Source organism: Microbacterium karelineae (assembly GCF_009745985.1).
Lineage (GTDB): Bacteria > Actinomycetota > Actinomycetes > Actinomycetales > Microbacteriaceae > Microbacterium > Microbacterium karelineae.
The window spans coordinates 1-21437 of the sequence record NZ_WFIX01000032.1 but is presented as its reverse complement, the minus strand read 5'-3'; the positions used below and the strand labels follow the sequence as shown (position 1 = coordinate 21437).

Here is a 21437-nt window from a genome sequence, read left to right as displayed (position 1 = left end):
GACAAGCCGTTGTTACGGCGAAACGTCGTGTTCGAGCCGACGGCGATGACCGCGATAAGCCCCCGTTATGCACTTCGCGCCGACCGGGAGCGGGGTCCTATACAAGGAGAGTGCACAACGAGATCCGAGCCGAAATCGCCGTCATCGGGGGCGGGCCGCGTGGGGTATCGCTGCTCGAGCGCATCACTGCCGCCATCCGCGACGGCTGCGTGGACGCCCCGCACCCGCTGACCGTCCACATCGTCGACGACGTCCAGGTGGGCGCCGGCCGCATCTGGCGAACTGATCAGACCCGCGAGCTCTGCATGAACACCCTCGCCGGCGCCGTGACGCTCTTCACCGACGCGTCGGTGACGATGAAGGGGTCGGTGGTGCCCGGCCCCACCCTCTACGAATGGGCGGTGCTGGCTTATGGTGCCCAGGGCGGAACGGAGCGGGAGGACGAGGCCGCGGAGGTGGCGGCATCCCATTGCGAAGCCTTCCTCACGACGCCGGTGCGGACCGGATTCGCGTCGGACTACGACACGGAGCTGCGCACGCTGCGGCCGGAGTCGCATCCGAGCCGCGCCCTCTACGGCGAGTACATCTCGTGGGCGTTCGACCATGCGGTCGCCTTGCGGCCGGCCGGAGTCGAGGTCGTCAGCCACATCGCACGCGCGATCGACATCACCACCGAGCACGGCCGCCAGGTCGTCTCGCTCGATACCGGCGCGAAGATCGAAGCGGATGCCGTGATCCTCGCGACCGGCTGGATGCCCCGGCGTCGCACGCCGGCCGAGGGGGAGATCGCGCGGGCCGTCGCCCTGCACCCCGGCCTCGTCTGGGTGCGACCTGACAGCCCCGTCGACCAGGAGCTGCACCACGTACCAGGCGGCGTCCACGCGATCGTGAGAGGACTCGGCATGGGGTTCTTCGACGCGATGGCCCTCCTCACGCTGGGCCGTGGCGGGCGATTCGATGAGAGCCCATCCGATCCCGGCGGATTGCGATACATCGCCTCCGGGCGAGAGCCGATCCTGCACGTCACCTCGCACCGAGGCCTGCCGTACCGGGCGAAGTCGCTCTACGGTGGCCTTCCGCCCCGCGCGGGCCACCCCCACCTGCGCGGCGTCGACTGGGATGCCGTCGCCCGGCCGATCGACGTCGACAGCGCGCTGTGGCCGCTCGTCGTCAAGGATGCCTTCGCCGCCTACTACGAAACGCTCCACCGCGTGCGGCCCGCCGCGTTCACCGCTGAACTCGATGACGTGCTGGAGGCGATCGGGCGGGCGCCCGGCGAACCGGGAGCGCTCGATGCCGTGGTCGAGTCCCTCGTCCCCGATGTGTCCGACCGTCTCGATCTCGCGGCTGCCGTGGATCCGACGGGTGACACGCGATTCGACTCGCCCGGTGCCTTCGGCGAGTACGTCGCTCGCTACCTTGCCGAGGATCTGGCGGAGTCTGCGACCGGCACCGAGAGCCCGCTGAAGGCCGCGCTGTGGTCGATCAGCTCCGCCCGCCAACCCGTGAGCGTCATCGGCGCGTTCGGGGGCTTCGACGCGGAATCGCGCGCCTCCGGCTTCCGGCGCATCCTCGCGGTGGGTGGCATGGTCGGCTCGGGCCCGCCCGCGTTCCGCAACCGGCAGCTCCTCGCGCTCGTCGCGGCGGGGCTCGTTCGCTTCATCGGACCAGCGGCGCAGGTGACGATCGAGAACGGCCGCTTCCGCGCGAGCTCGCCGGTCGTCGAGGGCTCGGCGGTGGAGGCCCCTGTGCTCATCGACGCATGGATGCGATTCCACGACCTGTCTGCCAGCGCCGATCCGCTCGTCGCCTCGCTGCTGTCGCAGGGACGAGTGCGATCCTTCGACGTCCGGTCGCGCACAGGACATGTCGTCGCGACCGGGGCGATGGACATCGATCCGGCCACCGGTCTGCTGATCGGGGCCGACGGCACGCCCGATGCGGCGATCCACGTCTCGGGGATCCCGATCGAAGAAGCCATGCACGACAGCATCATCAGCCCGATGCCCGGCGCCGACGCGACGATGCTGCGCGAAACGGATCGTGTGGCGCGCAGCGCCGTCCGCATCGCGCTGGGCGCGTTCCGGCCCACCGATGTCCCGCAATGAGGAGGAACACGTGAACGAAGAGCGACCCTGCGCCATCGTGACGGGCGCGTCCGGCGGCATCGGAGGAGCCTGCGTCCGCGAGCTGTCGGCCACCCACCTCGTGCTCGCCGTCGGCAGGAACCGCGAGGCTCTCGAAGCACTGTCGGCCGAGACGGGATGTCGGGTCCATCCGCTGGACCTGGCCGACGTCGACGACCTGGCCGACGTGGCCGATGCCGTCGGCCGCGTGGATGTACTCGTGCACGCCGCCGCGGTCGCCCAGGCCCTGGGCGTCGCCGACGCCAGCGCGGAGGATTGGCGGCGTCACCTCGACACCGACGTCGTCGCCCCGGCGCTGCTGACCCGCGCGCTCCTGCCGATGCTGCGCGCGGCATCCGGAACCGTCGTGTTCATCGGATCGGGCGCGTCGACGCGACCGGTGCCTGGCAGCGCTGTCTACACCGCGGCCAAGCACGCTCTGAAGGGTGTGGCAGACGTTCTCCGGATCGACGAGGAACCGTCGCGCGTGCGCGTCGTGACCGTCAGCCCCGGACAGACAGACACGCCGATGCTCCGTGCCTCCGTGGCCGCCGGCGGTGGAACCTACGAGCCGGATCGCTACATCCGCGCCGAGTCGATCGCGCAGACGGTGCGGTTCGCCGTCGACGCGCCGCCTGACGTCCACCTGACCGATATCGCGGCGCGCCCACGCGTCGAGATCGCGAGGATCTGATGAGTGCGTCCTCGAGGCCGACGTGGCACCGCAAGAAGTGGGACATCGCGCCGGGCAAGATCGGCGCCTGGGTGGCCGAGACCGACTATGGCACCTCGCCGGCAGTCCGCTCGGCGCTCCACCGAGCCGTTGACGAGGGGTTCCTGACGTACCTGCCCACTTCTCTCGCCCGCGAGGCGGAGGGTGCGTGCGCCGACTACCTGGCCACCGCACTCGGCTGGACCGTGCCGCCGCCCTGGGTGCACCTCGTGCCCGACGTGCTCACGGCGCTGCGACTGACCATCACGCATTTCACGCGGCCTGAAAGCGCCGTGGTGGTCCCGACGCCCGCGTATATGCCATTCCTCACCGTGCCGCGAGGCCTCGGACGCGACATCATCCAGATCCCAGCCGTGCGCTCAGCCGACGGACGCAGCACCATCGACCTCGTCGCCCTGGACGCGGCGTTCGCCGCGGGCGGAGGGCTGCTGGTCCTCTGCGACCCGCACAACCCGCTTGGCCAGGTCCTGACCGAGGAGGAGACTCAGGGGATCGCCGAGATCGTCGATCGGCACGGCGGTCAGGTCTTCAGCGACGCCATCCACTCCCCGATCGTGTTCGGCCCGGATCGGTACCGGCCCTACGCGGCGCATTCCGTCACAACCGCCGCCCACACAGTGTCGGCTATCGCGACGTCCAAGGGCTGGAACCTCCCCGGCCTCAAGACGGCGCAGCTGATCCTCTCGAACTCCCGCGACCAGGAGCGCTGGGAAGCACAGGACCCGTGGCCCGCTGAGGACGGCTCCATCCTGGGCGCGGTCGCCGCGATCGCCGCCTACCGCGACAGCGCCGACTGGCTCGCCGACATGGTCGAGCGACTCGATGGAAATCGCCGTCTGCTGCGCGACCTGCTGACCGAGCATGTCCCGCTCGCTGAGTTTCGCATGCCGGACGCCACCTACCTTGCGTGGGTCGACTTCTCGGCATATGCCCTCGCGGACTCCCCAGCCCGTGTGCTGGCCGACGTCGCTCATGTCGTCACCACCGACGGCGCCGAGTGCGGCCGCGGATTCGAGCACCACATCAGGTTGAACTTCGCGATGGAGCCCGAGACCCTCGACGAGGCGATCCGACGGATCGGCCGAGCAGCGGCAGAAGCAGCACCGTTCGCGGCCTCTACTTTCCCTCGTCGTCCGGAACGATGACGTGGGCGTCGATCGGCTGGCCGTCCGCGTCGACCGTCTCGAGCACGGCCCCGTCCCGGCCGAGCACCGTCACGGGGATGAGGCCGGTGCCCGTCGCGTCGGGGTGCACGAGGGCGGCCGCCGCGGGGCCGCGCATGCCGTCGTAGGTCGGAAGCGCGGGATCCTTCCCATAGCGGCGTGAGGATCCACCGAGCAGCAGGTTGAGGAGAATCGCCGCGATGGCGCCCGCCGAGATCCCCGAGTCGAAGATCAGCTGGAACCACGTCGGCATCTGGTGATAGATGTTCGGAGACACGGTCGGCAGCAGGGCGATGCCGACCGACAGGGCGATGGTGAGGACGTTGCGGTTGTCGAGCTTCGCCTTCGCGAGGGTGCGGATGCCGCTCGCTGCGACCATGCCGAACAGCGCGATGCCCGCGCCGCCGAGCACCGCCCGGGGGACACCCTCGACGAGCGCGGACACCTTCGGCAGCAGGCCGAGGATCACGAGGATCGCGCCGGCGGCCGTCGCGACGAACCGCGAGCGCACGCCCGTCAGGGAGACGAGGCCCACATTCTGCGCGAACGCCGTGTACGGGAAGGTGTTGAAGATGCCGCCGAGCATCGTGCCGAGCCCATCGGCCCGCAGGCCGTCGGCGAGCTGCCGGCGCGTGACGGGCTTGTCGACGATCTCGCCGACGGCGATCATGTCGCCCGTCGTCTCGGTCATGATGACGATGCCGACGATGAGCATCGACAGGATCGGCACGATCTCGAACGTCGGCAGGCCGAAGTGGAAGGGCGTGACGACGCCGAACCACGCGGCGTCGGAGACGCCTGACCAATCGGCCATCCCCGGGACGAAGGCGGCGACCGCGGTGCCGATCACGAGCCCGAGCAGCACCGAGACGCGGGCGAGGCCGCGCGGGGCGAACCGCTCGATGATGACGATGAGCGCGAGCGTGCCCGCCGCGAACGCGAGCGACAGCCCCGATCCGGATCCGTCTTCCGATCCCGTGACGATCCACCCCGCGGCGACGCCCATGAGCGAGAGGCCGATGATGAGGATCACGGTCCCCGTCACGATCGGCGGGAAGAACCGCAGCAGCTGCGAGAAGAACGGCGCGATGAGGATCATGAACAGCCCGCACGCGATCGTCGCGCCGAACACGGCCGTGATCGGATAGCTCTGCCCGATCGCGATCATCGGGCCGACGGCCGCGAAGGTGACGCCCTGCATGATCGGCAGGCGCACGCCGAAGCGCCAGAATCCGACGGACTGCAGGATCGTCGCGATCCCCGCGATGAGCAGGTCGGCGCTGATGAGGTACGCGAGGTCGGCGCCCTCGAAGCCGAACGCGCCGCCCACGATGAGCGGCACCGCGACCGCACCCGCGTACATCGCGAGCACGTGCTGCAGGCCGAGCGGGAACAGCCTCGCGAGCGGCGGGATCGAATCGACGGCGTTGCCGTCGCGTCGAGTCTGAGTGCGGATGCTCGTCGTCATGCCGCGACGATATTCATGCGCGTTTGCGCGCGTGTTTCGGGCAGGAGACAGGTCTGTGCGGCGCGTCGAAGGATCGCCTCGTCGAGAGCGAGAACGGACACCCCGCGGTCGCGATCTCGACTCCGCGGATCACCCCCGCAGCGCCCCGAGGCGCCCAGGCCGCACGATCAGCCAGAGGGCGAGGATCCCGACGACGGCGCAGACGATCATGATCGACGCCATGGAGAGCGGCGTCGCGTCTCCCGACACCGATACGAGGCCGGCGAGTGGTGCGACGAGGCCCGCCACACCGTTGTTCGCGGCGCCGAGCACGCTCGCGGCCGTACCGGCCGCGTCCGGGTGACGATCGAGTGCGAGCACCTGGGCGCACGGGAAGATCAGACCGCACGAGGTCATGAACAGGAACACCGGCACGATCACTCCCCAGACGGTGGGGATGAGCGCCGCGCAGACCGGAATCGCCACCGCCGTGACGAGCAGCGCCGCGGTCGAGAACGCGAGCACCCGATGCGGACCGGATCGGATCGCGACACGACCCGCGATCTGATTCCCGACGATGACGCCGATCGAGTTCGCCGCGAACACGACGCCGTACTGGATCGGTGTGAGGCCGTACTGCACCTGGAAGACGAACGACGACGATGAGAGATACGAGAGCACCCCCGAGAACGTCATCGCGCCGATGACGAGGACGCCGACGTACACGCGATCCGAGAACACCACGCGATAACGGTGTCGGACGGACACCGAGCCGGCGGACACGCGATCATCGAACGGCCGCGTCTCCGGCAGGACGAAGATCGCACAGCCGAGGATCGTGATCCCATATCCGGCGAGCACCGCGAAGAGTCCCCGCCACGCGATCATCTCCAGCAGCAGCGAACCGACGAGCGGGGCGACCACGGGCGCCAGTCCCGTGACGAGAGCGAGGCGCGTCAGCATCACCACGAGCCGTCTCCCGCCGAACAGGTCGCGAACCATGGCCATGGCGATGACGCCGCTCCCGGCCGCGCCGATTCCCATCAGCACGCGCGCGATCCCGAGCGACTCCAGGGACGGAGCGAAGATGGCGACGGTGCTCGCAAGGATATGCACTCCCGTCGAGACCAGCAGCGGGACCCGGCGACCCCACCTGTCGCTCAGCGGCCCGATGACCAGCTGCCCCACGGCGAATCCGACCATCGTCCCTGTCAGGGTGAGCTGCACGACGGCCTCCGTCGTGTCGAAGTCGGCCTCGAGCGCCGGGAAGGCGGGCAGGTACATGTCGATCGTGAACGGGCCGAGCGCTGTGAGCGCCCCCAGGAGGATCACGTAGACGAGACGCCGCGTCCGGGAGAAGCGATCCCCGATCTGGATCGTCGTCGTCTCATGCGACGCGGCGCGAACGCGATCCGACACCGGCACGAGGCCTGTGGGGATCGGGATCAGCCCCGTCGCGGTGGGGATCGTGCCGGTCATCGGCTGCGCGCGTTCGTCGTCCGTCAAGGTGTCGCCTCCGCTCGGGCTCCTGGGAGAGTTCCCGGCGACGCTACGACACACGTCCCGGGGCGCGCCGAGACCGAACATGGAATTTACGCACGCGTCATCGTGTGACGGGCGCTGCCCGGTGCGGCCCTCTGCGCGTCGGAGCGGAGCGTCAGGCGCCGGGAGCCGGAAGCGTGCCCGTGCCGAGCGCGAGCACGCCGTCGAGCTCGCCCTCGTCGTCGTCCGCGAGCACCTCGCGCCCGAGGTGCGCCGTGACACCCGTGTCGCGAGAGAACACGCGCTCGCCGCGCAGGAACGTCGACACGACGGATCCGTCGGCCGGGTCGATGACGATGAGGTGCGCCGGTGCGCCGCGGCTGATCTCGCCGCGCGAGATCCCGAGCACGGCGGCGGGGCGCTCGGCGAGCAACGGGAGGACGTCCTCGAGCGCGAGGCCGTGCCCGCGCGCGATCGCCCATGCGGAGGCGAACGCAGACGGACCGATGTCCCCTGCGATCGCGTCGATGGTGCCGTCGGCGAGCGCATCCCAGAGGCCATCCGCGTCGTCGGCGCCGGCCGCCGCCGTGATGTTCGCGCCATCGGCCTTGGCCCAGCGCAGCGCCTCCACACCCTCGGCCGTCGCGAGTCGCACGATGTGGGCGCGCCCGCCGGTGCGCCGCGCCGCGTCCGCCACGGCGCGCACGCCGTCCGCCTCGCTCGGCCCGCCGAGGCTCACGGCGAGGGCGCTGTCATGCGCGGCGACCTCGGAGAGGGCCCGCTCCAAGCCGGCCGCATCGAGCGCGCCATCCGCGCCGCCGGCCGCGAATCCACACGAGAGTCCGATGGCGCCGGCGTCGAGGAGCGCCGCGATGTCGCCCAGCGTCTCGGGCACGACGGCGACGCGGCGCGCGACGTCGACGGACGTCTCCTCGGACGCCGCCTGGCGCTGCGCCGCGGGCGACTCGGATGTCGTCGCGAGGGTCGTCACCCCGCCCTGCGCCGCGGCCGACGTCCCGGCTGCGGATCCGTCGCCCGCCAGGTCGACGAGGCCGGGAATGAGGACGTGCGTGTCGTCGACGACCGTGTCCGCCTGCGCGTCGAAGCGGCCGATGCCGCTGACGCGGCCGTCGGTGATCCGCACGGTCGCGGGCCGGAACGACTCGCCGACGAAGGTGCGGCGCGCCGCGATGGAGGTGGAGGTGGGAAGGTCAGCTGTCACGGGTTCCACGGTAGTCGCGCCGAGCGCGGACGAGGGCCCCGCGTCTCTCGAACGGAGACGAGGGGCCCTGTATCGGGCCGACGGCTCAGCGCGTGGCGCCGGCGCGACGCTTGTTGTAGACGTCGAACGCGACGGCGAGCAGAAGCACGAGGCCCTTGACGATCTGCTGGCTCGACTGCGGGACGCCCAGCAGCTGCATGCCGTTGGTCATGACCGCCATCACGAGGCCGCCGACGAGGGCGCCGCCGACGCGGCCGACACCGCCCATCGTCGAGGCGCCGCCGATGAAGCACGCCGCAATCACGTCGAGCTCGAACATGTTGCCCATGCCGGGCTGGGCGCCGTTCGACCGCGACGAGAACACCGCCGCCGCGATGCCCGTGAGCATGCCCATGTTGACGAAGATCCAGAAGTTCACGCTCTTGACGTTCACGCCCGAGAGGCGCGCGGCCGAGAGGTTGCCGCCCACCGAATACACGTGACGGCCGAACACCGTGCGGTTCGTGACCACCTGGTAGATCAGGATGAGCACGGCGACGATGATGAGCACGATGGGGAAGCCGCGGTTGTAGGCGAGCGCCCACGCGAAGGCGAGCAGGACCGCGCCGACGGCGACGAGCTTCACGACGAACAGCGTCATCGACTCGACCGGCTGGTTGTAGCCGATGCGCGTGCGGCGGTTGCGCCACGAGCTCACGACGAGACCGACGACTGCGAGCACGCCGATCAGCAGCGTGAAGACGTCGACCGTCTGCGCGACCGACTTCAGGCCCGTGCCCTCGCCGATGACGATCTCTCCGAAGACCGGATCGATGAATCCACTCGCCACCTCGCGGTAGTCGGAGGGGAACGGCGAGAGAGACACGTTGTCGAGAACGAGCCAGGTGAGGCCGCGGAACAGCAGCATGCCCGCGAGCGTCACGATGAACGCCGGGATCCCGACGAACGCGACCCAGAAGCCCTGCCAGACACCCACGACGATGCCCGTGATGATGGCGGCGATGACACCGACCCACCAGGGCATGCCCATGCGGATGACGAGCACGGCCGAGACAGCCGACGCGAACGCCAGCACGGATCCGACCGAGAGGTCGATGTGCCCGCCGACGATCACGAGGATCATGCCGAGCGCCATGATGAGGATGTGCGCGTTCTGCAGGACGATGTTCGTCACGTTCTCGGGGCTGAGAAGCGTACCCTGCGTCGCCACGGCGAACACGAGGATGATGCCGATGAACGCGATGTAGATGCCGGACGTGCGCAGGTTATGCGTGAGGAGGTTCCAGACCTCTGACGCCACATTGTTCATGCTGCGGCCTCCTTCGGGGAAGAGCTTTCGATAGTCATGAGGCCCATGAGCTTCTCCTGCGTCGCCTCGGCGACGGGAAGCTGGCCGGTGATCCGCCCGTAGGCGAGGGTGTAGACGCGGTCCGACAGGCCGAGCAGCTCGGGCAGCTCGCTCGAGACGACGATCACGGCCTTGCCGGCGGCGGCGAGGGCGCCCACGATCTCGTAGATCTCGTACTTCGCCCCCACGTCGATCCCTCGGGTGGGCTCGTCGAGGATCAGCACCTCGGGGTCGGTGTACAGCCACTTCGAGAGGACGACCTTCTGCTGGTTTCCCCCCGAGAGGTTGCCCACCACCTGCGCCACGGTCGGCGACTTGATGTTGAGATCGCGCCGGTACTGCTCGGCGATCTTGATCTCCTCGTTGCCGTTGACGAAGATCGAGGCCGTCGAAAGCTTGCCGAGCGCCGACGACGAGACGTTCGTCTTGATGTCGCTGATGAGGTTCAGACCATAGGTCTTGCGGTCCTCCGACACATAGGCGATCTTGTTCGCGATCGCGTCCTTCACGGTGCGCGTCGAGATCTCCTGCCCGTGCAGGAACACCTTGCCGGACGCGTCGCGGCCGTAGGTGCGGCCGAAGACGCTCATCATGAACTCGGTGCGGCCCGCTCCCATGAGGCCCGCGATCCCGACGATCTCACCGGCGCGCACGGAGATCGACGCATCGTCGACGACGACGCGGCCCGGCTGCGTCGGGTGCATCACGCGCCAGTTCTCGACGCGGAATATCTCCTCGCCGATGCTCGGCGTGCGCTCGGGGAATCGGCTCTCGAGCGCGCGCCCGACCATGCCGCGGATGATGCGATCCTGCGTTGCGTCGGGTCCGTGCATGTCGATCGTCTCGATCGTCTCGCCGTCGCGGATGATCGTCGTCGAGTCGGCGATGTCGACGATCTCGCCCAGCTTGTGGCTGATGATGATGCACGTGATCCCCTGCTCGCGCAGGTCGCGCAGCAGGCCGAGCAGGTGCTCCGAGTCGGTGTCGTTGAGCGCCGCGGTCGGCTCGTCGAGGATGAGGAGCTTGACGTCCTTCGTGAGCGCCTTCGCGATCTCGACGAGCTGCTGCTTGCCGACGCCGAGCTGGCCGATGGGCGTCGTCGGGTTCTCTCGGAGGCCGACGCGCTCGAGCAGCTTCGCCGCCTCCGCGTTCGCCTCGTGCCAGTCGATCAGGCCGCGGCTCGTGATCTCGTTGCCGAGGAAGATGTTCTCCGTCACCGACAGCGCCGGCACGAGCGCCAGCTCCTGGTGGATGATGACGATGCCCGCGCGCTCGGAGTCCTTGATCGCGTGGAACTTCTGGGGCGCGCCGTCGAAGTAGATCTGGCCGTCGAAGGATCCGTGCGGGTAGACCCCGGACAGCACCTTCATGAGGGTCGACTTGCCCGCGCCGTTCTCGCCGCAGATGGCGTGGATCTCGCCGCGCGCAACGCTCAGGCTCACGTCCTTGAGCACCTTGACGCCGGGGAAGTTCTTGGTGATGTTGCGCATCTCGAGGATCGCGTCAGACATCGCTGCTCCTGTCGTTCATGTCGCTGAACACGGGTGGGACCGCGTCCGCCGGGCCGCCGCGCAGGCGGCCCGGCGGACGCGGGACCGCGGGGTTACTCCGCGACGCCCGCCTCGATCTCGTCCTCGGTCCAGTAGCCCGAGTCGACGAGCAGCTCGCCGATGTTGTCGGCGACGACGATGTCCGACTCGAGCAGGAACGCCGGGACGACCTTCTCGCCGTTGTCGTACGTCTCGGTGTCGTTCGCCTCGGGCTCCTCGCCCTCGGCGTACGAGGTGGCGGCGGCGACCGCCTGCGATGCGAGCTTGCGCGTGTCCTTGAAGATGGTCGCGTACTGCACGCCGTCGCGGATCAGCTTGACCGACGCGATCTCGGCGTCCTGGCCCGAGAGGATCGGCAGGCCCTCCTCGATCGTCGAGCCGTAGCCCGCGTTCTCGAGCGCCGTGATGATGCCGCGCGAGATGCCGTCGTAGGGCGCGAGCACGCCGTCGAGCGCCTTGGATCCGCCGTCATAGGTGCTCGTGAGCAGGTCCTCCATGCGGCGCTGCGCCGTGGCCTGGTCCCAGCGGAGCGTCGAGACGGTGTCCATGTCCATCTGCCCCGACGGCACGGTCAGACGGCCGTCGTCGAGGAACGGCTGCAGGGTGTCGATCGCGCCCTGGTAGAAGAACTTCGTGTTGTTGTCGTCGGGCGAGCCGGCGAACAGCTCGATGACCTTCTCCTCATCGAGCCCGGTCTCCTCGTTGTTCTCGTCGAGGTAGCCGAGGCCGCGCAGGAGCGACTGCGCCTGCTGGATGCCGACGGTGTAGTTGTCGAACGTCACGTAGAAGTCGACGTCCTCCGTGCCGTTGATGAGGCGGTCGTACGCGATGACCGGGATCCCCTTGTCAGCGGCGTTCTCGAGCTGCGTCGCGAGCGCCGTGCCGTCGATCGACGCGACGATGAGGATGTCGGCGCCGTTCGTGATCATCTGGTCGATCTGCTGCTGCTGACGGGGGATGTCGTCGTTCGCGAACTGCAGGTCGACCTCGTAGCCGGCCTCCTCCAGCTGCGACTCGACGGCCTCGCCGTCGGCGATCCACCGCTCCGACGTCTCCGTCGGCATCGCGACGCCGACCGTGATGTCCTCCGCGGCGCCGTCTCCGCCGTCGCCCGAGCCGCCGTCGCTCGCGCATCCGGCGAGTCCGATTCCGAGGGCCACGACGCCCGTGACGCCGATCATCCGCAGGCCATTTCGCATCATTGCTGTGTCTCTCTCCATCGAAAGGGAGCGCTCCCACACCGCGTGGGACCACCTGGACTTCAGATCCGGCGCACCCTTCGCGCCGGACCACTGCATGGCACAATACATATTGCGGAGCCTGCGGACAAATTACTTTCGCATAACATACGGTGACGCCAGGCGGCTCAGAGAGGAACGCGGATCGACCGACATGTCTGACCCCATCCTGCGCACCGCCGGCATCACCAAGCGGTTCCACGGCGTGACGGCCCTCTCGGAGGTCTCGCTCGACGTGATGCCCGGGGAGGTGCACGCGATCTGCGGCGAGAACGGCGCGGGCAAGTCGACCCTCATGAAGGTGCTGAGCGGGGTCCACCCCGCGGGCACCTACGAGGGGCGCATCGAGCTCGACGGACGCGAGGTCTCCTTCCGCTCCATCAACGACAGCGAAGAGCGCGGCATCGTCATCATCCACCAGGAGCTCGCGCTCGTCCCCCAGCTCTCGATCGCCGAGAACATCCACCTCGGCAACGAGGTCGTGCGGCACGGGCTCATCGACTGGAAGCGCACGAACGAGCGTGCCGCCGAGCTGATGGCGCGCGTGGGTCTCGACGAGGCGCCGACGACGAAGGCCGTCGAGCTGGGCATCGGCGGGCAGCAGCTCGTCGAGATCGCGAAGGCGCTCGCGAAGGATGTGCGGATCCTGATCCTCGACGAGCCGACCGCGGCACTGGGCGAGGCCGACTCCGATCGCCTGCTCGCGCTGATCGAACAGCTCCGTGCGCAGGGGATCACCTGCATCGTCATCTCCCACCGGCTGCGCGAGGTGCTCGGCATCGCCGACCGGATCACGGTGATCCGCGACGGCGCGACGGTCGAGACGATGCGGACAGACGAACCCGCGACCGACGAGAACCGGATCATCCGGGCCATGGTCGGCCGCGACCTCGACAGCTTCTTCCCACCTCGCGAGCCCGACATCGGCGAGGAGCTGTTCCGCGTCGAGAACTGGACGGTCCACCACGCCGCCGATCCCGAGCGGGTCGTCGTCGACGACGCGAGCTTCTCCGTCCGCGCCGGCGAGATCGTGGGGTTCGCGGGCCTCATGGGCGCGGGCCGCACAGAGCTCGCGATGAGCATCTTCGGCCGCTCCTACGGATCCCGGATCACCGGATCCGCCTTCCTGCGCGGCGAGGAGATCTCGCTGCGCACCGTCGAGCAGGCGATCTCACACGGCATCGCCTACGTCACGGAGGATCGGGGGCGGTACGGCCTGAACCTCATCGGCGACATCCAGGCGAATGTGTCGGCGGCGGCGCTGTCGCGGCTCGCGCGGCTCGGCATCGTCGACCGGTTCCGCGAGCACAAGGTCGCCGACGCCTACCGCTACAAGATGAACATCAAGGCACCGAGCGTGAGCGCCGTGACGGGGAACCTGTCCGGCGGGAACCAGCAGAAGGTCGTGCTGTCGAAGTGGATGTTCACGAACCCCGACGTGCTCATCCTCGACGAACCGACCCGAGGCATCGACGTCGGCGCCAAGTACGAGATCTACGGCATCATCGGCGAGCTCGCGGCACAGGGCAAGGCCGTCGTCGTCATCTCGTCGGAGCTGCCCGAGATCCTGGGCCTCTCCGACCGGATCTATGCCATCTCGGCGGGGCGTGTCACGGGCGAGGTGTCCCGCGAGGACGCGACGCAGGAACTCCTCATGCGATACATGACGGCCGAGACCTGATGGGCGACGTGGTGACGATGCGCGAAGAGGAGACGGCGGGAGGGCGCGGGCCCGCGTCGTGGGGCGGCGTGCCCCCGCGTACGGTCGGCGCGCGCACGACGAACGAGGAGGTCCGGCAGCAGAATCTGTCGGCCGTCCTTCGGCTCGTCCACGGATCGGGGCCGCAGTCGCGATCGCACATCGGATCCGTCACGGGACTGAATCGTTCGACCGTGACGGCGCTCGTGACGGACCTGCTCGAGGCCGGCCTCGTGCGCGAGGCCGAGGCGGCGCCGACGGGTCGCCGGGGACGCCCGTCGCTCAGCGTCGCCGCCGACGACGCCGTGGCCGCGCTCGGGATCCGCGTCGAGCCCGACGCGGTCTCCGTCGCGCTCGTCGGGCTCGGCGGCGCCGTGCACTCGCGCGTGCGGCACGACCTCGCGAGCCCGCCGAACCCGAAGCGCTTCGCCCAGATCACGGCGTCGCTCGTCGACGGCATGCGCGCCGACATCGACCGCCACTACCGCCTCGTCGGGGCGGGCGTCGCCATCCCCGGCCTCGTGGACGAGTCGGGATCCGTGCTCATCGCGCCGCCGCTCGGGTGGCGGCGCGAACAGGTCGCGACACGGCTCGAGAGCGCGCTCGGGCTGCGCGTCACCGCCGGCAACGACGCGAGCGTCGGCGCCATGGCCGAGGCGCGGTTCGGGGTCGGCCGCGGCAGCGACAACCTGCTGTATCTCGGCGGCTCGCCGTACGGCATCGGCGGCGGACTCATCTTCGACGGCACGCTGCTGCGCGGCACGTCGGGCTTCGCGGGCGAGCTGGGCCACACGGTCATCGACCCCCGGGGCGCGAGATGCCCGTGTGGTCGCCGCGGCTGCCTGTCGGCCGAGGTCAATCCCGGCCCGCTGCTGAAGCTGCTCGGGCGTCGCAAGCTCGACGAGGACGAGCTCGACATCGAACTCGGCGTCGCGCGCGACCCCGCGATCCGGGCCGAGCTCGAGCGCCAGGTCGACCTGCTGTCGCTCGCTCTGACGAACTTCGTGAACGCATTCGCACCCGAGGCGGTGATCCTGTCCGGCTACCTCGGCGTGCTTCTCGCGACGAGCCGCGAACGCCTCTCCGACGCGGTCCGGATCGACCCGGTCGGGGCGGAGGGCCGCCAGGTGCGGCTCGAGCGCGCACACATGCGCTCGCGCCTCATGCAGCTCGCCCCCGCCGAGATGGCGTTCGCGCCGCTGCTCCTCGACCCCATCGCCCTCGCACCCCCGCGGTGAGGGGCGACGGTCACGCCGTGAAGACGGTGTGGACGTCGCCGGCGTGGGCGCGGCCGCCGAGGCCCTCGAGCTCGAGGATCACGGCGGATCCGATCGTCGTCGCGCCGAGCTGCGCGATGATCTCCTGCGCGGCCGCGATCGTCCCGCCCGTCGCGAGCACGTCGTCGACGAGCAGGACGCGCGCGCCCGCCTCGAGCACGCCGGGCGCCTCGATCGTCGCGGTGCCGTACTCGAGTTCGTACGACACGACGGCCGCCGGCTTCGGCAGCTTGCCGGCCTTGCGGATCGGAAGCGCTCCGACGCCCTCCGCCGCGGCGATGAAGCCGGCCAGCAGGAAGCCGCGCGCCTCGATGCCGCCGACGATGTCGAACTGCCCGCGGAAGGGCCGGGCCATCGCGGCGCACACGTCGCGCAGCGCGTGGGCGTCGGCGAGGAGCGGCGAGATGTCGCGGAACAGCACCCCGGGCTCGGGATAGTCGGGCGTCAGGGCGATCAGCGATTCGGCGCGAGCGAGCGCAGGAGTGGTCACGGCGACGAGCGTACCGGCGATGACTGACAGGATCCGCGCGGCGACGCGCGGCGCCCGCGCCGCGGATCCGCCATCTATGCGGGAGAATGGGCGCATGGACATCTCAGCGCACGCGTACGAGGTCGCCGCGGAGCTGGCCGCGACCGGCGGGCAGATCTCCGGCATCATCATCGCCATCGCGGCCGTGCTCATCGTCGCCGGCGGGGCGCTGTTCTTCTTCCTGCGGCGCCGCGGCCGCGACTGATCCGGGACCGTCCCGAGGTCCCGCGCCGCCCGGAGCGCCGTACCCTGGACGCATGACGTCCCATCTGCAGGCCGACGCCGACCTCGACCGCTGGGTGCCGCTCAGGGGCAGAGGCTTCGGCGGCGGGCGCCACCGCAAGGCCGCGATCCGGATGCTCCTGTCGACGGCGGGCGTCACGCAGGGCCAGCCGGGATCGGGCGTGATGAGCTTCCTCGCCACGCGCGTCATCAAGGCGGGGCTGCGGAACGCGAACGGTCGATTCCTCGCCTGGTCGTGGAAAGAGGATCCGTCCGCCCTCGCCGCGCTCGCGCAGGTTCAGGACCTGACGCCGCACCTCCGCGCCGCCCGTGCGTCGATGCCGATGGAGTACGACGACACCGAGAACTTCTCGAACCCGCACCTCGGCGTCGGTGAGAGGCTCGTGATGGATCAGCCGCAGAACGGCCGCACTCCGTTTGCGACATACACGTGGGATACGGGAACGCAGCTGGTCTCGCTGCACGCCGTGTGCCCTGACCGCGAGCGGTTCCTCATCTTCGTCCCCCACCTCGACGAGCTCGCACGGACGCTGCGCTGGGTCGAGGATCTCGAGGTCGGCGAGTCGAACGTTCTGAAGCTGCCGCCCGCCTGATTCGCGCGCGCCCTGGCGGGTGGCGCCGAGTTGCGGCAGACTCTGCGCATACCCGGGTACCCGCGTCGGCCCGACGACGCGGAATGTCGGCCCTTCGGACCATGCGTGCGAATGGCGCCGTGTGGACGCGCAGGAAGGGGTGCGCGATGTCGTCCTCCGAGAGCGGCTCGGCACGTCCCCGGCTGCTCGCGCTCATGAACGGGATCCATCCAGGGGAGACCGTGCTCGTCCGCGCCCCGGACGGCTCCGGCATCAGCACTGTCCTCACGCGGTGGCTCGACGCGGCAGGGCGCTCCGCCGCCTGGCGCTCCCGCCACGTCCCACCCGACGACATCGGGGGCGACATCGTCATCGTCACCCTCGCGGACACCTCCGACGAGGACGCGGATCTCGTCGTCACGTGCCGCAACCGCGCTCCGGACGCGATCCTCGTCGTCGTCTCGCCGCTCGGCTGGCCGCCGGGCGCGTCGGCGCGAGGCGTGCGGCCGGGTGTCCAGATCGGTGGTTCGCTGCTCGCGTTCACACGCGACGAGGCTCTCGCGCTCGCCGAATCGGTCGGCGTGCGGATGTCGGCCGTGCAGGCGATGAGGATGGTCGAGGCGACGGCGGGCTACCCACCCGCGGTCGACGCGATCGTGACCGAGGCCTCGGCGCGCGGCGCGCTGAGCGATTCGCACATCCGCCGCGGTTGCGATGCGACCGTCGCGGCCCTCGCGAGCAGGACCGAGGGCGACGAGAACCGGATGCAGGAGTGGAGGGCGGCCGTCGCGACCGCCCACCTGTCTCCCCTCTCGCGAGCCGCCGTCGACGCGCTCTGGTCCCATAGTCGCCGCACTGCAGCCTTCAAGACGACGCTCCTCGAGGCCGGTTTCCTCCGCGCCGATTCCGACGGCCTCCTCGCGTTCGCCCCCGGAATGACGGCCGCGTTCCGGCGCGGCGCGGCGCTGCATGATGACCACGAGACGCGCACCCTCGCCTCCGAGGCGATCGGCGCGCTCGACCTCCCCGCGCAGGTCGGCGACGCCGTGCGGATCTCGTCGATCTCGCCGCACATCCGCGCCCGCCTCCTGTCCGTCCGCTGGCGCGATCTCGCACGGATCCCGGTCGAGCAGGTCCGCGGCGCCCTCGTGTCCGCGCTCCGGGTGAGCGAGGACCCTCGCCTCCGCCTGGCGCTCGCGCGCGTGCTCATCGACATCTCACACGCCGGACACAGTGGACGCGTGCCTGACGCCGACCTCGCACAGGCCGAGGACCTGCTCGCGCACGTCGCGTCGCGATCCGCGGGGATGGCGCCCGAGGACGCCGCGATCCTCCTCGCGATGCGCGCGGCGGCACAGCGACTCCGCGGGGAGCAGGTGGCGTCCCTCGAGCGCCTGCACGCTCTCTCGTCGGTCCTGCCCGTGGACGAGGACCGGGCGATGATCGCCTTCCATACGGGGCTGAGCGCGATCGAATCGAGCCGGGTCGACGAGGCGCTGCGCTCTTTCGAGTCGGCCGCGACCTGGGCGACGGCCCATGGGCTCGACGAGCTCGCGGCGATGTCGGGCGAGCTGGCGGCCGTCGCCGCGTATCTGTCGCACGACACAACGGCGCATCTGTCGATCCGCGCACCCGCGAGGCCGTCGCGGCGTCGACTCGCGTCCGCGGCGAAGAACCTCGGCTACGCCCTGAACAGGCTCGAGGTCGCCGACGTGCGCCGGAGGCTCGCGGTCCCTGCACACTATGAGATCGACGACCCGCGCACCGTCCCGCTCATCGAGGCGGGCCTGCGCGCCCTCGCATTCGGCGTGCTCGGGGCGCCCCGCGCGGCGGTCAGCGAGATCGACCTCTTCGCCTCACAGGTGCAGGTCGCCCGGATGTCGACAGGTCAGCGGCGCTGGCTTCGGGCGATCCGCGCAGAATCGCTGCTCGCGTCCGGTCGACCGCGCGAGGCGCTCGAGCAGCTGGATGAGGGAGACCTCGACGCCGACTCCTTCCCGCACGCCGAGCTCCAGCGCGCGGTCGCTCACCTCCAGCTCGATGACGCCGAAGACGCCATCTCGCGCACCGAACGGATCCTCGAGCGCGTGCACGGCGTCTCGATCCGGCTGACGATGCGCGCCCAGGTGATCCTGCACGCGGCCCGTCGCCGCGCGGGAGACGCCACGGCCGCGCGCGAGGCGCTGGACGACGCCCTGCACATCGCCGCGCAGACGGGCAGGCTGCTCCCCTTCGCACAGCAGGGGCCCGCCTGGCTCGCCGCTGTGTTCGAGGACGCCGCTCTCCTCCGCCTCGACCGCGCCGCATCGGACGTCGTGCGCGCGCTCCGGGCGGTCGCGTCCGAGATCGCGAGCGATGCGGACATTCCGCCGTCGCTCACGGCGCGCGAGCATGCCGTGCTCGATCTCCTCGTCGAGGGCGGCACGATCCGCGAGATCGCCGATCGGCTCGGGGTGTCGTCGAACACGATCAAGTCGCAGGTCAGCGGCATCTATCGCAAGCTCAGGGTGTCGTCGCGCGCCGATGCGGTCCATGCCGCGCAGCGCGCCGGCCTCGTGCGCTGACGGTCGTCACCCACTCCATCACCCGTTCGAGACCCCCGGCATCACCCCCCTCCGTTCGCGTACTCGCTCCGCCGCCCGAGCGGACGCTGAACCGCATGGATCCGCCGACTCTGAACACCAGGTCGCTCGCCGCGATCCACCGGTCCCGCTGGGAACGGCTCGCGGCGCGCTGGGCATCGTGACATCCGCGCAACGGTCCCCCGCGCCCCCTGTCCGCGGGCAGTCCCCCGGGCATAGCGTTCGGACGTCTCCCGACCCCGTATGCAAGGACTCTGCCCATGTCGCGCACACGCACCCGCCTCGGAGCCATCGCGGCCGCCGCCGCTCTCGCGGCAGCCGGTCTGGCCACACCTCCCGCGTTCGCTGCGGACATCCCGACGACGGTCGGCAATGTGAACACCCTGTTCGAGATCGACGGGGACATGGCCGGCGCGAACGACTGGGACGGGGTGCTCGCGGGGACCGCCTACGGCCCGTACACGACGACCGAGGGGGACCCGTCGACCGGGATCCTCGGATACACCTCGGGCGAGGAGTACTGCGCGACCGATGGCCTCCCGCCGCAGCAGGATCCGTCGATGTTCCCGGGCAGTCAGACGATCGACTCGGATCCGTGGACGATCGGCACCGGAAACGTCAACGGCAAGAGCGACCTCTGCTCGGCGGGATCCGCGTACGAGATCGTGGACGTCGACGGCGAGGCGCACATCATCCTCTACCAGTTCTGGAATCGCTCGGCCGATGGCACGGGCGACCTCACCGTGTACCAGGAGTTCACCGGCCCCCTCGCGGGGCGCGACGACGACCTCCTGATCGAGTTCAACTACGACGCCAACGGAGGCGGGGCCGTCGACATCCAGGTGCTCCGCTGGGACGGAGCCCAGTGGGTCGCAGGAACCGCCGCCTACGAGGCCGACTACGGCACGAACGGCGTCGACGGCAACGTCGGCACGTTCGGCGAGATGGCCGTCGACCTCACGGACTCGGGAATCTTCACCCACGACCAGTGCGACACCTTCACGAGCGGCCAGGTGATGTCCCGCACGGGCAACAGCCAGCAGGCGCAGCTGCAGGACACGATGTCGCCGCCGCCGCTCGTCATCAGCGACTGCAACGGCCTCACCGTCACGAAGGAGACGAACGGCCCCGTGCCGGACGACCTCCTGTTCCGGTATGTGATCGAGCAGGCGGACGGCATGCCGGTGCACGCCGGCGACCTCGTCGGCCCCGTCCTGGACGAGGACGGCGACGTCGCCTCCATCACCGCCTCGATCGGTGCGGGCGAGAGCCACACCTGGCAGAACCTGTTCGCCGACCCCGACTACCTCGTGCGCGAGCTCACCGACGAGCTGCCGACGGGCGTCAGCCTCGACACCGTCGTCTGCACGTACACGAATCTGTTCGTCGCGGGTGCGCCCGTCGAATCCGTCACCCTCTACGAGAACGGCGCGTCGACCGGCGCGGTCTTCCCGATGTTCCCCGCCACCGTGGCGGAGGCGCCGTCGTGTGTCATCACCAACGCCGTCACGTCGCTCACGCTCGAGAAGGTCGTCACGAACGACCACGGCGGCACCCTCACCGTCGACGACTTCACCCTGACGGCCGAGGACGGCAGCGGAGAGGTCGTCCTGCAGGGCACGGATCCGGATCCCGCGCAGGGCGTCGGGCTGACGGGTCTCGTCGCCGCCGGCGACTACACGCTGTCCGAGCAGACGGCCGGAGGCTATGACGCGAGCGATTGGGTGTGCACGGGTGGCGAACTGAACGGGAACGTCGTCACGGTCGCCGAACAGACGTCCGTGACCTGCACGATCACGAACGACGATCAGCCCGCGCACCTCACGCTCGTGAAGGAGGTCGTGAACGACGACGGCGGCACCGCCGCTCCCGAGGACTTCACCCTCGATGCCGACGGGCCTGTCTACATCAGCGGGCCGAGCGGATCCGACGCCGTCACCGACGTCGCAGTCCCCGCCGGAACCTACGGTCTCTCCGAGAGCGTCGTCGACGGGTACGAACTCACGAGCACGCGCTGCTGGGAGACGAGCGACCGCGAGGTCGAACTCGAGATCGTCGACGGCCACGACGTGACCCTCGCCAATGGCGAAAGCGCCTACTGCGTGCTGGTCAACGACGACATCGCCCCGCGGCTGACCCTCGTCAAGGAGGTCGTCAACGACCACGGCGGCACCGCGACGGTCGAGAACTTCCCGCTCACCGCGGAGGGACCCGCCACCGTCACCG

The 21437-nt window shown here is 70.0% G+C and carries 16 protein-coding genes; 9 read left to right on the top strand and 7 right to left on the bottom strand.

Annotated features, from left to right (window positions below):
• Positions 1-110: 110 nt before the first annotated feature.
• The 3 genes from GB932_RS00240 to GB932_RS00230 are packed head-to-tail and all read left to right on the top strand — an operon-like array spanning position 111 to position 4004.
• Entirely contained in the window at positions 111-2108 is a 1998-nt protein-coding gene (locus tag GB932_RS00240) for an FAD/NAD(P)-binding protein (protein ID WP_156758794.1), read from the top strand.
• Positions 2109-2118: 10 nt separating this feature from the next.
• On the top strand, positions 2119-2820 hold the full coding sequence (locus GB932_RS00235; protein ID WP_231915932.1) for an SDR family oxidoreductase: 702 nt from the start codon (positions 2119-2121) through the stop codon (positions 2818-2820).
• Positions 2820-4004 carry a MalY/PatB family protein gene (locus tag GB932_RS00230; protein ID WP_156758792.1) on the top strand — a complete coding sequence of 395 codons (1185 nt, stop codon included), beginning with the start codon at positions 2820-2822 and terminating at the stop codon, positions 4002-4004. The genes GB932_RS00235 and GB932_RS00230 overlap by 1 nt, the downstream gene beginning before the upstream one ends.
• Here GB932_RS00230 and GB932_RS00225 read toward each other — a convergent pair.
• From GB932_RS00225 to chvE, 6 genes are all read right to left on the bottom strand, one after another.
• Positions 3976-5490 (bottom strand): nucleobase:cation symporter-2 family protein, encoded by a 1515-nt coding sequence (locus GB932_RS00225; RefSeq protein ID WP_156758791.1) that lies wholly within the window; start codon positions 5488-5490, stop codon positions 3976-3978. The two genes, GB932_RS00230 and GB932_RS00225, sit on opposite strands and share 29 nt — an antisense overlap.
• Before the next feature lie 129 nt (positions 5491-5619).
• Positions 5620-6975, bottom strand: coding sequence for a multidrug effflux MFS transporter (locus GB932_RS00220; RefSeq protein WP_231915931.1), 1356 nt, complete (start codon positions 6973-6975; stop codon positions 5620-5622).
• A 151-nt stretch (positions 6976-7126) separates the two neighbouring features.
• Positions 7127-8173 (bottom strand): amidohydrolase family protein, encoded by a 1047-nt coding sequence (locus GB932_RS00215; RefSeq protein ID WP_156758790.1) that lies wholly within the window; start codon positions 8171-8173, stop codon positions 7127-7129.
• A gap of 85 nt (positions 8174-8258) precedes the next feature.
• Positions 8259-9482 (bottom strand): multiple monosaccharide ABC transporter permease, encoded by a 1224-nt coding sequence (mmsB, locus tag GB932_RS00210; protein WP_156758789.1) that lies wholly within the window; start codon positions 9480-9482, stop codon positions 8259-8261.
• Positions 9479-11032: a multiple monosaccharide ABC transporter ATP-binding protein gene (mmsA, locus tag GB932_RS00205; protein WP_156758788.1), complete on the bottom strand. Its 1554-nt coding sequence runs from the start codon at positions 11030-11032 to the stop codon at positions 9479-9481. The genes mmsB and mmsA (GB932_RS00205) overlap by 4 nt, the downstream gene beginning before the upstream one ends.
• 92 nt (positions 11033-11124) lie before the next feature.
• Entirely contained in the window at positions 11125-12270 is a 1146-nt protein-coding gene (gene chvE / locus GB932_RS00200) for a multiple monosaccharide ABC transporter substrate-binding protein (protein WP_156758887.1), read from the bottom strand.
• Positions 12271-12463: 193 nt separating this feature from the next.
• Here chvE and mmsA (GB932_RS00195) point away from each other — a divergent pair, with 193 nt between their 5' ends.
• Both mmsA (GB932_RS00195) and GB932_RS00190 read left to right on the top strand, forming a co-directional pair.
• Entirely contained in the window at positions 12464-13990 is a 1527-nt protein-coding gene (gene mmsA / locus GB932_RS00195; RefSeq protein ID WP_156758787.1) for a multiple monosaccharide ABC transporter ATP-binding protein, read from the top strand.
• Positions 13990-15246 (top strand): ROK family transcriptional regulator, encoded by a 1257-nt coding sequence (locus tag GB932_RS00190; protein WP_156758786.1) that lies wholly within the window; start codon positions 13990-13992, stop codon positions 15244-15246. The genes mmsA (GB932_RS00195) and GB932_RS00190 overlap by 1 nt, the downstream gene beginning before the upstream one ends.
• A gap of 10 nt (positions 15247-15256) precedes the next feature.
• Here GB932_RS00190 and GB932_RS00185 read toward each other — a convergent pair whose 3' ends face one another.
• Positions 15257-15775: an adenine phosphoribosyltransferase gene (locus tag GB932_RS00185; protein WP_156758785.1), complete on the bottom strand. Its 519-nt coding sequence runs from the start codon at positions 15773-15775 to the stop codon at positions 15257-15259.
• 19 nt (positions 15776-15794) lie between these two features.
• On the opposite strand from GB932_RS00185, the gene GB932_RS00180 reads away from it, so the two are divergent.
• From GB932_RS00180 to GB932_RS00165, 4 genes are all read left to right on the top strand, one after another.
• Positions 15795-16019, top strand: a complete 225-nt coding sequence (locus GB932_RS00180; protein ID WP_156758784.1) for an LAVTG motif-containing sortase-dependent surface protein — start codon at positions 15795-15797, stop codon at positions 16017-16019.
• Positions 16020-16071: 52 nt separating this feature from the next.
• Positions 16072-16650, top strand: a complete 579-nt coding sequence (locus GB932_RS00175; RefSeq protein WP_156758783.1) for a hypothetical protein — start codon at positions 16072-16074, stop codon at positions 16648-16650.
• A 146-nt stretch (positions 16651-16796) separates the two neighbouring features.
• Entirely contained in the window at positions 16797-19193 is a 2397-nt protein-coding gene (locus GB932_RS19315; RefSeq protein ID WP_156758782.1) for a helix-turn-helix transcriptional regulator, read from the top strand.
• A 278-nt stretch (positions 19194-19471) separates the two neighbouring features.
• A partial coding sequence (locus GB932_RS00165) for a hypothetical protein (protein ID WP_197517175.1) occupies positions 19472-21437 on the top strand: 1966 nt, incomplete at its 3' end.